The organism is Pseudomonas sp. TWP3-2, from assembly GCF_049897765.1.
In the GTDB taxonomy this organism is placed as follows: Bacteria; Pseudomonadota; Gammaproteobacteria; order Pseudomonadales; family Pseudomonadaceae; genus Aquipseudomonas.
This window is the reverse complement of the sequence record NZ_JAFCWW010000007.1, coordinates 13,749-28,247: the sequence shown is the minus strand read 5'-3', so window position 1 is coordinate 28,247 and position 14,499 is coordinate 13,749. Positions and strand designations below refer to the sequence as shown.

Genomic DNA, 14,499 nt, shown 5'->3' with positions numbered 1-14,499 from the left:
CGCTTCCCGGCCCACCAACCTTTATGGCAACTTGGCGGCCCTTGATGAGGCAGCAACCATGGCAAACCCGTACCGCGAACTGTTCAACGCCCCCGGCGCCCGCGCTTTTGTGCTGGCCGGAATGATCGCGCGCATGCCGATTTCCATGACCGGCATCGGCCTGATCACCATGCTCGCGCAATTGCATGGCGGCTATGGACTGGCCGGTGCGGTAGCGGCGACGTTTGCCTTGTCCACAGCGTTTTGCGCGCCGCAGGTGTCGCGCCTGGTTGATCGTTTCGGGCAGGGCCGTGTGTTGCCGGTGTCGGCGTTGGTCGGTGGCGGGGCGCTGTTGATGTTGCTGCTGTGCACGCGTTTGCAGGCGCCGACCTGGACCCTGTTTATCTGCGCGGCGCTGGCCGGGTGCATGCCGAGCATGTCGGCGATGGTTCGAGCGCGCTGGACCGAAATCTATCGCGGGCAGCCGCAATTGCAGACCGCTTATGCGCTGGAATCGGTGCTCGACGAAGTGTGCTTTATCGTCGGCCCACCGCTGTCAGTCGGATTGTGCGTGGTGGCGTTTCCCGAGGCCGGGCCGTTGGCGGCACTGGTGATGCTGGCGATTGGCGTCACAGCGTTTGTCGCGCAGCGCAGCAGCGAGCCGCCGGTGCATCCGCACGAATTGCAGCATCAGGGTTCGATCATTCGTTCGACGGATGTGCAATGGCTGTTGCTGTTGATGATCGCCATGGGCGTGATTGTTGGCGTGGTGGATGTGGTCAGCGTTGCGTTTGCCCAGCACCAAGGGCAACCGGCAGCGGCGAGCATTGTGTTGTCGGTTTACGCTATCGGCTCGTGCATGGCCGGGATCGCGTTTGGTGCGATGCGTTCGAAATTGCCGCTGCCGCGTTTGTTCCTCTACGGCGGCGTGGCGACGGCGGTGACGACGCTGCCGCTATTGTTGGCCACCAACATTCTGGGGTTGTCACTGGCAGTGTTCATCGCCGGGCTGTTCTTCTCGCCGACGCTGATTGTGGCGATGGCGTTGATCGAACGCATCGTGCCGCCGGCCAAACTCACCGAAGGCCTGACCTGGCTGGTAACCGGCCTGAGCATCGGCGTGGCGGTCGGCGCGGCGGGGTCCGGCTGGCTGGTGGATGCGTTCGGTGCGCGCAGCGGATTCTGGCTGGCGATTGGCGCGGGCGCGGTGGTGCTTGGCTCTGCGGTGCAGAGCTTTCGCCACTTGAAGTGATCTGTCCGCAGACTAATTCCGCTCATACCTCATACGTTCTCTTTTACAGATAACTCCATTGAGGTAAACGCGGTGACAAAGCTGACACTGCTGTGCCTGCCCTATTCGGGCGCCAGCGCCATGGTCTACAGCCGCTGGCGGCGTCATCTGCCGTCGTGGTTGCACTTGCAACCGGTGGAATTGCCGGGGCGCGGCGCGCGCTATGACGAACCCCTGCAGATCGACATGCGGGCCCTGGCCCGGCAATTGGCAAAAGAGCATAAACCTTCGTTGCAGGCGCCCTACGCACTGTTCGGGCATAGCCTGGGCGCGCTGCTCGCCTGTGAACTGGCGCACGCCTTTCGCGATCTCGGCGCGCCGGAGCCGGTGGCGCTGTTCGCTTCCGGCACGGCTGCCCCGAGCATGCGCAGCGACTATGACCGAGGTTTTTCCGAGGCCCGCAGCGACGAGGAATTGATCGAACAGCTACGCACCTTTCAGGGCACCAGCGAAGAAGTGCTGGCCAACCAGGAACTGATGAGTCTGACGCTGCCGGTGCTGCGCGCCGATTTCATGATGTGCGGGCGCTTCAGCCCGGTGCAGCGGCCGTTGCTCAACTGCCCGGTGCATGTGCTGGGCGGCAAGGAAGATCGCGCGACCACCGAACAACTGATCGGCTGGAGCAAAGAGACCCTCGGCAGTTTCTCGGTGGACATGATGACCGGCGGCCACTTCTTCATTCATGAACATGAAGCCCGGGTGATCAAGACCATCAAGAGCCAACTGGAAGTCCATCACCGGCGCCATGCGCAGTCGGCGACGCCGGCGTATTAACGCGCGGTGCACCTATCGAGTGTTTTGAGGAGACCAGTCATGCCTGTTGCTGAGCGATTTTCTGTCCGCCCGTTGTTGCCGCAACGGGGTCGTTTGCCACTGTTGGTGGAGGCGAGCGAGCCGGACACCGAGCTGCTGGCGGTGTTCGATGAGTTGAAGGAACTGGTCGATGAGCATTTGCTGCGCGACGGTGGCGTATTGTTTCGCGGTTTCCGCCTGGATGGCGCCGAAGCGTTCCGCCAGTTTGCCGCCAGCTTCGGTCATCCGCTGTTGAACTACGAGTTTGGTTCCACCCCGCGTACCAACGTCACCCAAGGCGTTTACACCTCCACTGAATACCCGGCGCACCAGAGTATTCCGCTGCACAACGAGCAGGCCTACTCGCGGGACTGGCCGATGAAGATCTGGTTCTACAGCATGATCGCCGCGAAGTCGGGCGGCGAGACGCCGATTGCCGACAGTCGCGAAGTGTATCGCCGGATCCCGCAAGCGATCCGCGAGCGCTTCGTCAACAAAGGTCTGATGTACGTGCGCAACTTCGGCAACGGGCTGGATGTGGCCTGGGAAGATGTGTTCAACACCGAGGATCAGGCTGAGGTCGAGGCCTATTGTCAGGCGCACGGCATTGTCTGCGAGTGGAAGGATGACGGTGAGCTGCGCACCCGCCAGACCTGTCAGGCCGTGGCCCGGCACCCGGTCACCGGGGACATGGTCTGGTTCAACCAGGCGCACCTGTTCCACATCTCCAATTTGCAGGCAGAAGTGCGCGAAAGCCTGCTGGACATCGTCGACGAAGAGGACCTGCCGCGTAACGTGTATTACGGCGATGGCTCGCCAATCGAGGATGAGGTGCTCGCGCAGATTCGCGCGGTGCTCGACGACTGCGCGATCAGTTTCCCGTGGCAGGCAGGCGATGTGCTGATGCTCGACAACATGTTGTCGGCGCATGCCCGTGCGCCGTTCGAAGGGCCGCGTAAAGTCATCGTCGCGATGGCCGAAGGGCACTCGCAAGACGTGCGCTGAGCCGCCGCCTCGATTGTGGGCGGGGTTTTACCGAAGCCGGTCGTGTACCGGCTTCGGCGTTTGTGCGGCGCACCTGACGGCCGTCTGCCGGGTATTGCCTGGCACCGCTAAATCATCGGGTTTGTCATTCGTTCTTGTTGATACGGCCGGGTCTCCCGGTCACGCCGCCGATCAGCAAGGACTCAATGCATGAATGCCGCAGACGCACAGAAACTCGCCCGTCGCTTTATCGAATTGCCGCAGGACAAACGCCGTTTGTTTCTCGCCGGCATGGCCCGTGAAGGGATCAATTTTGCGCAACTGCCCATGACTGCCTGCGTCGGGTCCGCCGAGCGTGATGGCCTGTCGTATGCACAGCAGCGGATGTGGTTTCTCTGGCAAATGGACCCGCAAAGCGCGGCCTACAATCTGCCGATGGCGGTGCGCCTGAATGGCCCGTTGCAGCCCGAGGCGCTGGAGCAGGCGTTCAGCCTGCTGGCGGCGCGGCACGAGTGCCTGCGCACGACATTCGGTGAGGACGGCGAGCGCGCCTTTCAGCGCGTAGCCGAACCTGCGCCACTGCAGCTGAGCGTGACCGATCTGCGCGCTGTGCCTGAAGATCAGCGTTGGCCGCTCGCGCAACAGCACATGATGGCCGAGGCCACGCAAGCCTTCGATCTGCAACACGGCCCGTTGCTCAGCCTGCGGCTGTTGCGGCTGGCGGATCAGGAGCATGTGCTGCTGCTGACGTTGCACCACATCATTGCCGACGGCTGGTCGATGAACATTCTCATAGATGAATTCATGCGCACCTACGATGCGCTGGTCGCGGGGCGCCAGGCGCAATTGCCGGAGCTGAGCGTGCATTATCGTGATTACGCGCTGTGGCAGCGCAGTTGGCTGGAAGCCGGCGAGCGTGATCGTCAGCTCGATTACTGGCGCAGCCAGTTGGGCGAAGAGCATCCAGTGCTTGAGCTGCCCACGGATCGCGCCTATCCGGCGCAGGCCAGCCACCGTGGCGCGCGTCTGGAAACAGTGATCGACGCCAATCTGCGTCAGGCGCTAAAAAGCCTCGCGCAGCGTTCGGGCGTGACCCTGTTCGTGGTGCTGCTGGCCGCGTTCAAGACCTTGCTGCATCGCTACAGTGGCCAGACCGACATTCGCGTCGGCGGCCTGATCGCCAACCGCACCCGCAGTGAAACCGAAGGCTTGATCGGCTTTTTCGTCAACACGCAAATCCTGCGCAGTGAAGTCACGGCGCAAACACCGTTCACCGAGCTGTTGCACAGCCTGCGCCAGTCCGCGCTGGGCGCTCAGGCCCATCAGGATCTACCCTTCGACGCCTTGATCGAAGCACTGCAACCGGCCCGCAGCCAGAGCCATAACCCGCTGTTCCAGGTGATGTTCAATCATCAGCCGCTGGTTACCGACCTGCAGCAGGCGCAGCTCGAATCAGGGTTGCAGGTCGGCTATCTGACCGAGCAACAATTGGCCGGCAGTGGCCGTCAGCACGCAGCCACCAGCGACCTGATGCTCGACACCCGCGAGGAAGGCGAGCAGCTGTTCGCCGCGTTCACCTACGCCACCGATATTTTCGACGAATCAACCATTGCCGCATTGGCCGGGCACTGGCGCAACGTGCTGGCGTCAGTGTGCCGTGATCCGCAACAGCTGATCGGCGAGGTGTCGATGCTGGACGCCGCCGAGCGTGAGGGGTTGATCCACAACACTGCGCCGGCGCCGCGACTGGCCAGCGTGCAGGCATTGTTTGAAGCACAGGTGGCACGCACCCCCGAGGCCTCGGCGGTGGTCCTCGCGAGTGAACCGTCACCGGCGCTGACGTATGCCGAGCTGAACCGCCGCAGCAATCGTCTGGCCCATCAACTGCGCGGCCAGGGTGTCGGTCCGGACGTGCTGGTCGGCGTGGCGCTGGGGCGCTCGCTGGAACTGGCTGTGGCGTTGCTCGCCGTGCTCAAGGCCGGCGGCGCTTATGTGCCGCTGGACCCGCAAACCCCGAGCGAGCGCCTGCGTCATGTGCTCGATGACAGCGGCCTGAAGCTGCTGCTGACCGACAGTCAAACCCTTGCCGATCTGCCGACGCTCGAAGGGGTACAGACGCTCTGCCTGGATCGCCTGCCCGAGAGCGCGGCCACGGACAATCTGCCAGACCTGGTCGAGCCGCAGAACCTCGCGTATGTGATCTACACCTCCGGCTCGACCGGGCGCCCCAAAGGCGTGGCGGTCAGTCACGGCGCGCTGAGCGAATTCATCGCCCGCGCCATCGACTACAGCGATCTGCGTGAAGGTGATCGGGTGTTGCAGTTCGCCACCAGCAGTTTCGACGGTTTCGTCGAGCAGTTCTTCCCGCCGCTGTGCCACGGTGCCTGCGTGGTGCTGCGCGACGCGCGGCTGTGGGACAGCGCGACGCTGCATCAGGTGATCATCGATCAGCGCATCACTCTGGCCGACTTGCCGGCCGCGTACTGGTATTGGCTGGTGCAGGAATACGCCGCCAACCCACCGGCCGATTTCGGCGCCTTGCGTCAGATTCATGTCGGCGGTGAGGCGATGGCGGTCGACGGTCTGCGGCTCTGGCAACTGGCCGGCCTCGGTCATGTGCGCCTGCTCAATACCTATGGGCCAACCGAGGCCACGGTCGTGTCGACGATTCACGATTGTTCGGCACTGACCGCGCAAGCGGTGTCGTGGCGCGGTATTCCGATCGGCCATGGTCTGGATGCGCGCCGTCTGTATGTGCTGGACGATCACTTGAACCTGCTGCCGCAAGGCGCGGTGGGCGAGCTGTACATCGGCGGGCCGGGCCTGGCGCGCGGTTACCACCGGCAACCGCAGCTCAGCGCCGAACGCTTCATAGCCGACCCGTTCGCCAACGGTGAGCGTCTGTACCGCACCGGTGACCGGGCGCGGGTGCGCGCCGATGGTGCGGTGGAGTACATCGGGCGGGTGGATCATCAGGTGAAAATTCGCGGTTTCCGCATTGAGTTGGGTGAGATCGAAGCGCGCCTGCAGCAGTGCCCCGGCGTCCGCGAAGCCGTGGTGCTGGCCTTGCCGCTCAACGGCAGCGTGCAATTGGTGGGGTATCTGGTGGCCGAGCCAGCGATCCTCGCCAGCGGTACCAGCCAGGCTGCGTTCCGCCAGCAAGTGAGGACGGCGCTGCAAGTCAGTCTGCCGGACTACATGGTGCCGGGGCATTTGCTGCTGTTGGCGCAATTACCCCTGACGCCGAGCGGCAAGCTCGATCGCAAGGCCTTGCCAGCGCCGGATGCAGCGCAATTGCAGGTTGATTACCGCGCCCCGCAATCGGCAGTCGAGCAATGCGTGGCGCAGATCTGGATGGATGTGTTGCAGGTCGAGCGAGTCGGTCTGGACGACCACTTTTTCGAGCTTGGCGGACACTCGCTGCTTGCGGCTCAGGTGATCGGCCGGATCAAGGTGCAACTGGGCGTGGTGTTGCCGCTGCGCAATCTGTTTGAAAAACCGCTGCTCGGCGATCTGGCCGAGGCGGTGGCGCAGTTGGCTGAACATGCAACGGATGACGACTGGTCCGATATGGATCTGTTCATGAATGCTTTGGAAGGAGAAGAAGTATGAACGGCACTATGGCGGAGCGCATCGCTAAGAGATTCGTCGGCTTGCCGCTTGAACAGCGTCGGCTGTTTCTGGCCAGACTGCGCGCAGAGGGCAAGGATTTCAGCCTGCTGCCTTTGCCGGTCAGTCGTCACGATTGCGCGCAGATCCCGTTGTCGTTCGCTCAGCAGCGGCTGCTGTTTCTCTGGCAGCTCGAGCCGCAAAACGCGGCGTACAACATGGCTGCCGGCCTGCGCTTGAAAGGGCGGCTGGATGAGTCGGCGCTGAGCCGCTCGTTCGATCATCTGGTGGCGCGTCATGAAGTGCTGCGCACAGTGTTCCATACCGACGGCGATCAGCCGCATCAGGTGCTGCTTGACCAACAGAGCGTACCGCTGGCGCGGATCGATTTATCGGATGTTGCTGCCGAGGATCGCGAAGCGGTGTTGGCGCAACAGGTGCAGGCAGTCACGGCGCAGCCGTTCGATCTGCGCCACGGTCCGTTGCTGCGTGCCAGCCTGTTTTGCCTGGCCGACGACGAATTCGTGCTGGTGGTGAGCATGCATCACATCGTCTCCGACGGCTGGTCGATGGACGTGATGGTCAAGGAATTCGTGCAGTGCTATCAGGCTTTCAGTCTTGAGCGCGAGCCGCAACTCCCCGCGCTGGCCTTGCAATACGCCGACTACGCCATCTGGCAACGACGCTGGCTGGAGGCCGGCGAGGGTGAGCGTCAACTGGATTACTGGCGTCAGCAACTGGGCGAGGAACACCCGCTGCTGGAAGTCGCGCCGGACTTTACCCGACCACTGACGCAAAGCTTCGAAGGCCAGACGCTGAGCTTCGACTTCGGTGCCGAACTGTCGCGCCAGCTCCACGGGTTCGCCCGCGCGCAGGGCATCAGTCTGTTCATGCTGGTGCTGGCCGGGTTCTCGCTGTTCCTGTCGCGTCAGGCCGGGCAGCGTGACATTCGTGTCGGCGTGCCCAACGCCAACCGTGGGCGCGCCGAGGTCGAGGGGCTGATCGGCTTCTTCGTCAACACGCAAGTGCTGCGCTGCGAGGTGGATGAGCGCGGCAGCTTCGAGGATTTGCTGGCCAAAGTGCGTGAAGCCGCGTTTGGCGCCCAGGCGCATCAGGAGCTGCCGTTCGAGCAACTGGTGGACGAGTTGGTGGCCGAGCGCACGCTGGGGCACAACCCGTTGTTTCAGGCCAAGTTCAACCAGAACGTCGGCATGCAGAAGCAGCGTGCGATGGCGCTGCCGGGCCTGAGCGTGGCGGAATATCCGCTGGCCAAAGACGGCACGCATTTCGATCTGGCACTCGACATCACCGACGACGGCGCGCTGATTCACGGGCAGATGACCTACGCCAGCGACCTCTACCGGCACTCGACCGTCGAGGGCTTTGTTCCGGCCTTGCTCGAATTGCTGGGTGAGCTGCTGAAAGCGCCGCAGGCTCCGTTGCACAGCGTAGCCACCGTTGTGCCGAGCGCACTGGCCGCACCTTGCGCGCCGGCATTGTCGGTATTGCAGCACTGGGCGCGTGAAGTCGCGCGGCAACCGGATGCATTGGCAGCCCGCGACCTCAACGCGAGTGTGAGTTTTCAGGCGCTGGATCAGGCGGCCAATCGCCTCGCACAGCATTTACGGGCGCTGGGTGTCAGCGACGGTCAGCCGGTGGCGGTGCTGATGGAGCGCTCGCTGGACTGGCTGACGTGCGTACTCGGGATCTTCAAGGCCGGTGCGGTGTATATGCCGCTGGACGTCAAGGCACCGACCGCGCGTTTGCAGCAGATGGTGACCAGCGCCAAGGCTGGCGTATTGCTCTGCGCCGCGGGCGATGCGCGAGTTGAGCAACTGGCGGTCGCCAATTGTCAGGGCGTGGTGTTCGATGCGCAGCAATGGCATCAGCAGCCGTCATCTGCGCCTGACTTGAGCGCGTCGGCACAGTCGCCGGCTTATGTGATTCATACCTCCGGTTCCACCGGCCAACCGAAGGGCGTGCTGGTCAGCCATGGTGCGCTCGGCAGTTATGTGCGCGGGGTGCTCGAACGTCTCGAACCGGCAGCCGACGCCAGCATGGCGCTGGTCTCGACCATCGCGGCGGATCTGGGCTTCACCGTGCTGTTCGGGGCGTTGTGCTCCGGTCGATTGTTGCACGTGTTGCCGGAGGAACTGGGTTTTGATCCGGACCGTTTTGCCGAGTACATGGCCGAGCATCGGGTGGGCATGCTGAAAATTGTTCCGGGGCATCTGGCGGCGTTGTTGCAGGCGTCGCGGCCAGCCGATGTTTTGCCCGGGCAGGTACTGATCGTCGGTGGCGAGGCCTGTCCGCCAGCGTTGGTGGCGCGGGTGCAGCAACTGAAACCGGGTTGCCGGATCATCAACCATTACGGCCCGAGCGAAACCACGGTCGGCGTGCTGGCGCATGACGTCGGCGGGTTGCCGGCGGATGCCCGCAGTGTGCCAGTCGGCACGCCATTGACGGGGGCGCATGTGTATGTGCTCGACGACGTACTGAACAGCGTGGCCGATCAGGTCGCGGGCGAGTTGTACATCGGCGGCGCCAGCGTCGCGCTGGGTTATCTGGGCCAGCCGGGCCTGACCGCCGAGCGCTTCGTGCCGGACCCTTACGGTAGCGCCGGTGCGCGGGTCTATCGCAGCGGTGATCGGGTGCGGCGCAATCGCCAGCAGGCGCTGGAATTCATCGGCCGCGCCGACGATCAGGTCAAGGTTCGCGGGTATCGCGTGGAGCCGGCGGAAGTCGCGCGCGTGTTGCTCGGGCTGGAGGGCGTCAGCGAAGCGGCAGTGCTCGCGCTGCCACTGGATGACGATCCGGCGCGTCTGCAACTGCTGGCGTGGATCGTGCCGGCGCCGGGTGTGGCGCTCAAGGCCGAAAGCCTGCGCGAGCAACTGCAAGCCTGTCTGCCGGATTACATGGTGCCGGCGCAGCTCGTGCTGCTCGAACAACTGCCGCTGACCGCCAACGGCAAGCTGGACAAGCGCGCCTTGCCGGTGCCGGGCGTGGTGACCCAGCGTTTCGTGGCGCCGGTCGGCGAGGTGGAGGAAAAACTCGCAGCGATCTGGGCCGACGTGCTCAAGCTTGAGCGCGTGGGCAGCACGGATAACTTCTTCGAGCTCGGCGGCGATTCGATTCTGAGCCTGCAAATCATCGCCCGGGCCAAGCGCCAGGGCATCAAGCTCAGCCCCAAGCAATTGTTCGAGAAACAGACCGTCGGCCAATTGGCTGCAGTCGCCAAGTTGATTGAGGCCAAACCGTCGGCGGCTGCTGTGGCGCAGAAAGTCAGCGGCAATCTGCCGTTGCTGCCGATTCAGGCACGCTTTTTTGAAACGCCGATTGCGCAGCGTCAGCACTGGAACCAGTCGGTCCTGTTGCAGCCGCAGAGCGTGCTGGATGCCGGGCATTTGCACGCGGCGCTGTTGGCCGTGATCGAACACCACGACGCGTTGTCCCTGAACTTCCAGCTATCCGGTGCGAGCTGGCAGGCTGCGTTTGAGAGTCAGCGTGACCCCGAGCTGTTGTGGGTACGCGAGCTTCAGGACAGCGCCCAACTGAGCGCGCTGGCCAACGAAGCCCAGCGCAGTCTTGATCTGCAACAAGGCCGATTATTGCGCGCGGTGCTGGCGACGCTGCCGGACGGCGAACAGCGCTTGCTGCTGGTCATTCATCATCTGGTGGTCGACGGCGTGTCCTGGCGCATCCTGCTGGAAGACTTGCAACTGGCATACCGCACGCTCGCAGCGGGCAGGGCGCTTGCCTTGCCGGGCAAAAGCAGTTCGCTGCAGAGCTGGGCCGAACACCTGCACCGCTACGGGCAGAGTGATGTGCCGGGTGGCGAACGTGAGTATTGGCTGCAAACCCTGAGCGCGGACCACGCCGAGTTGCCGCGTGATTTCGCCGTGGACCTGCAAACCCGCGCGCACGCCGCCCGCGTCAGTTCGCGCTTGAGTCAGGCCTGCACGCACAAGTTGCTCAAAGTCGCCCCGGCCGCTTACCGCACCCAGATCAACGACCTGTTGCTGACAGCGCTGGCGCGGGTGCTGTGCGACTGGAGCCAGCAGCCTTCGGTGCTGATCCAGCTCGAAGGGCATGGCCGTGAAGACCTGTTCGACGACGTCGATCTGAGCCGCACGGTGGGCTGGTTCAGCAGCTTGTTCCCGGTGCGTCTGACGCCGGCGGCCGCGCCTGGCGCCTCGCTGTGCGCGATCAAGGAGCAACTGCGCGCCGTGCCGGGCAAAGGCATTGGTTACGGCGTGCTGCGCTACCTGACCGGCGCCGAAGAGTTGCGCGAATTGGCGCCGCCACGGGTGACCTTCAACTATCTGGGGCAGTTCGACGGCGCATTCAGCGCGGCCGACGGTGCGTTGTTCGTGCCGGCGGCCGAGAGCGCCGGGGATACTCAGGATGCTGCGGCGCCGCTGGGTAACTGGTTGAGCATTGACGGTCAGGTGTACGGCGGCGAGCTGGAATTGACCTGGACGTTCGGCGCGGGCATGTACCGCGCCGACACGGTGCAGGCGCTGGCCGATGCTTATCGCGCTGAACTGGAACGTCTGATCGAGCATTGCTGCGACAGTGGCGAAGCGGCTGTCACGCCGTCCGATTTCAATCTGGTGAGCCTGACTCAGGCGCAGCTTTCGGCACTGCCGATAGCGGCACGCGACATCACTGACGTGTACCCATTGTCGCCGATGCAGCAAGGCATCTTGTTCCACAGCCTCAACGACCCCGACAGCCCGGCGTACACCAATCAATTGCGCGTCGATGTGCAGCATTTGCAGCCTGAGCGCTTCCGTCAGGCCTGGCAGCAGACGCTCGAAGCCCATGACATTTTGCGCACCGCGTTTGTCTGGCCGAGCGATGCGGCGGCGCCAGTGCAAGTGGTGCGCAACACCGTGCAGATGCCGTGGAGTGTCCACGACTGGCGCGGCCGCAGCGATCTCGATACGGCGCTGACACAGCTGGCCAATGACGATCTGGCCAACGGCTTTGACTTGACCGGCGCGCCGCTGTTGCGGGTGTCGCTGGTGCGTAGCGATGACGTCGGTTATCACCTGATCTACACCTGTCACCACATTCTTATGGATGGCTGGAGTACTTCGCAGTTGTTCGGCGAAGTCCTGCAACGCTATGCCGGTATCACGCCGGCCACCGCTCAGGGACGTTATCGCGATTACATTGAATGGCTCGGTCAGCGCGATCAGGCAGCCAGTCGGCAGTTCTGGACCCAGGCACTGATTGATCTCGAAGAACCGACGCGCCTGGCCAGTGCCTTGCCGATGCAGGTCGGCGGCGCAAGCGGTTATGCCGATCACCAGCACGTGTTTAGCGCAGCGCTGACGTCTGAGTTGAACCGTTTCGCCCGCGAGCAGAAAGTCACGCTCAACACGTTGGTGCAAGCGGCGTGGCTGGTGCTGTTGCAGCGTTACACCGGTCAGGACTGCGTGGCGTTCGGCGCGACCGTCGCCGGCCGGCCGACCGATTTGCCTGGCGTGGAGCAGCAGATCGGCCTGTTCATCAACACCTTGCCGGTGGTCGCGGCGCCGTCCGCCGAGCTTGCGGTCGAGCACTGGTTGCAACAGGTGCAGGGTCTCAATCTGGCACTGCGCGAGCACGAGCACACGCCGCTGTACGATATTCAGCGTTGGGGCGGGCTGGGTGCGGGCGCGTTGTTCGACAGCATTCTGGTGTTCGAAAACTACCCGATGGCCGAAGCGCTGGAGCAAGGGCCGGCCACCGGTCTGGTGTTCTCGGATATTCGCCGTCAGGAGCAGACCAACTACCCGCTGACGCTGGTGGCGGTCACCGGTCGCGAGCTGAGCCTTGGGGTCAGTTACGATCAAAGCTGTTTCGACGCACCGACCATCGTTGGTCTGAGTCAGCAGCTTGAAGGTCTGCTGGTCCAGTTCCTCGACGATGCCACGCAACCGTTGGGTGCGTTGCAACTGTTGGCAGAGCCGCAGCGTCAGCAAGCGATCAACTGGGGCCAGGCGCCGGTCAGCGCGGCGGATTCGCGCACCGTGCTGGAACACATCGCGGCGCAGGTGCAGCAGCAGGCGGACGCTACGGCCATTGTTTTCGGCGAACAGCAGATCGACTACCGCAGCCTCGATCTGCAAGCCAATCGACTGGCGCACAAGCTGCAAGCGCTGGGTGTCGGCCCGGAAGTGCGGGTCGGCGTGTGCATGCGTCGCACGCCGGACATGCTGGTCGGCCTGCTGGCGATTCTCAAGGCCGGCGGTGCCTACGTGCCACTCGACCCGGATTATCCACAGGAGCGTTTGTTGCACATGCTTGAGGACAGCCGCGCCGCCGTGCTGCTGACCGAGCCAGCCGCGCAGGCGATGTTGCCGTCGGGGCTGAAGGCTCAAGTGCTGTTGGTCGAGGAGGGCGCGCAGTGGCTGGCCGGGTATCCGTCGACAGCGCCGGTGGCAAGTATCAGCGGTCAGAATCTGGCGTATGTGATTTACACCTCGGGTTCCACCGGCAAGCCCAAGGGCGTAGCGATCAGCCACGCCAACCTCTCGGCGCTGATTCAGTGGTCAGCTGGCCAGTACCGCGCCGAGCAACTGCGCGGCGTTCTGGCTTCGACCTCGATCTGCTTCGACCTTTCGGTCTGGGAGATCTTCGTCACCCTGGCTTGCGGTGGCTGCATGGTGCTGGCCGACAACGCCCTCGCGCTGGCCGATCTGCCGGCGCGCGAGCGGGTCACGCTGATCAATACGGTGCCGTCGGCGATTGCCGCGTTGCAACGGGCCGGGCAGATCCCGACTTCGGTGGCCACGATCAACCTTGCCGGTGAACCGTTGAAGCAGAGTCTGGTGGACACGCTGTACGCGACGACCTCGGTGCAGCAAGTCTACGACCTGTACGGCCCATCGGAAGACACCACGTATTCGACCTTTACCCTGCGTACCGCGCAGGGTCAGGCGAACATTGGCCGACCGCTGGACAACACCGTGGCTTACCTGCTCGACAGTCAGTTGCAAGTGCTGCCAGCCGGTGCCGCCGCTGAACTTTACCTGGGCGGTGCCGGCGTGACGCGCGGCTATCTGCTGCAAGCCGCGTTGACTGCCGAGCGCTTTGTACCCAATCCGTACGCCAGCAACGGTGAACGGCTATACCGCAGCGGCGATCTGGTGCGCCAGAGCCGTGACGGCAATATCGAGTACATCGGGCGGGCCGATCATCAGGTGAAGATCCGTGGTTTCCGCATCGAGCTCAGCGAAATCGAAGCGCGGTTGCTGGAGCAGGACGAGGTTCGCGAAGCGGTGGTTCTGGCGCAGGATGGCGCGGCAGGCAAACACCTGCATGGCTACGTCGTGGCGGCGCAGCCGGTGAGTGATCGCGTGTTATTGGCCGAACGCCTGCGTGCAGCGTTGGCCAGCCGATTGCCGGCGCACATGGTGCCGGGCCATCTGCATCTGATCGAGGCGGTGCCGCTGACTCCGAACGGCAAGCTTGATCGCAAGGCGCTGATGGCCTTGGGCGAGAGTCCAGCAACGCAGCAGTACGAGGCGCCGCAGACCGACTTGCAGTGGGAGGTGGCGACGGTCTGGCAGGAAGTGCTCGAGGTCGAGCGCGTGGGGCTGGCGGACAACTTCTTCCAGCTCGGCGGGCACTCGTTGCTGGCCACGCTGGTGGTCACGCGGATCAAGGAGCGTCTGGGCGACAAGGTGCCGCTCAAGGAACTGTTCGAAGCCGACACCCTGCAAGCGTTTTGCAAACGGATCGAAGCCTTGCGCGTCGAAATGTCGCCCGTTCAGGATGAATTGGCTAAATCCCTGGAGGCCCTCAAACGTCTATCCCTCGATGATCTGGAAAAACTGATTTCTTGAGAGGGA

General features: G+C 63.6%; 5 protein-coding genes. All 5 read left to right on the top strand.

The window, feature by feature from the left end:
• Positions 1-58 precede the first annotated feature (58 nt).
• The 5 genes from ACP7EE_RS12510 (at position 59) to ACP7EE_RS12490 (ending at position 14,493) form a co-directional block, all read left to right on the top strand.
• Positions 59-1,231: an MFS transporter gene (locus ACP7EE_RS12510; RefSeq protein WP_426234755.1), complete on the top strand. Its 1,173-nt coding sequence runs from the start codon at positions 59-61 to the stop codon at positions 1,229-1,231.
• 72 nt (positions 1,232-1,303) lie between these two features.
• On the top strand, positions 1,304-2,044 hold the full coding sequence (locus ACP7EE_RS12505; RefSeq protein WP_426205163.1) for a thioesterase II family protein: 741 nt from the start codon (positions 1,304-1,306) through the stop codon (positions 2,042-2,044).
• Between the two features lie 39 nt (positions 2,045-2,083).
• A complete protein-coding gene (locus ACP7EE_RS12500; protein WP_426234754.1) occupies positions 2,084-3,067 on the top strand; it encodes a TauD/TfdA family dioxygenase in 984 nt (327 codons plus the stop codon).
• Positions 3,068-3,256: 189 nt separating this feature from the next.
• Positions 3,257-6,658: an amino acid adenylation domain-containing protein gene (locus ACP7EE_RS12495; RefSeq protein ID WP_426234753.1), complete on the top strand. Its 3,402-nt coding sequence runs from the start codon at positions 3,257-3,259 to the stop codon at positions 6,656-6,658.
• Positions 6,655-14,493, top strand: a complete 7,839-nt coding sequence (locus ACP7EE_RS12490) for an amino acid adenylation domain-containing protein (RefSeq protein WP_426234752.1) — start codon at positions 6,655-6,657, stop codon at positions 14,491-14,493. The genes ACP7EE_RS12495 and ACP7EE_RS12490 overlap by 4 nt, the downstream gene beginning before the upstream one ends.
• Positions 14,494-14,499: the final 6 nt, after the last annotated feature.

Bases quoted from the DNA above. Each gene is read 5' to 3' on its own strand.
- ACP7EE_RS12510 (WP_426234755.1), top strand. From the start codon at position 59: ATGGCAAACCCGTACCGCGAACTGTTCAACGCCCCCGGCGCCCGCGCT.
- ACP7EE_RS12500 (WP_426234754.1), top strand. From the start codon at position 2,084: ATGCCTGTTGCTGAGCGATTTTCTGTCCGCCCGTTGTTGCCGCAACGG.
- ACP7EE_RS12495 (WP_426234753.1), top strand. From the start codon at position 3,257: ATGAATGCCGCAGACGCACAGAAACTCGCCCGTCGCTTTATCGAATTG.
- ACP7EE_RS12490 (WP_426234752.1), top strand. From the start codon at position 6,655: ATGAACGGCACTATGGCGGAGCGCATCGCTAAGAGATTCGTCGGCTTG.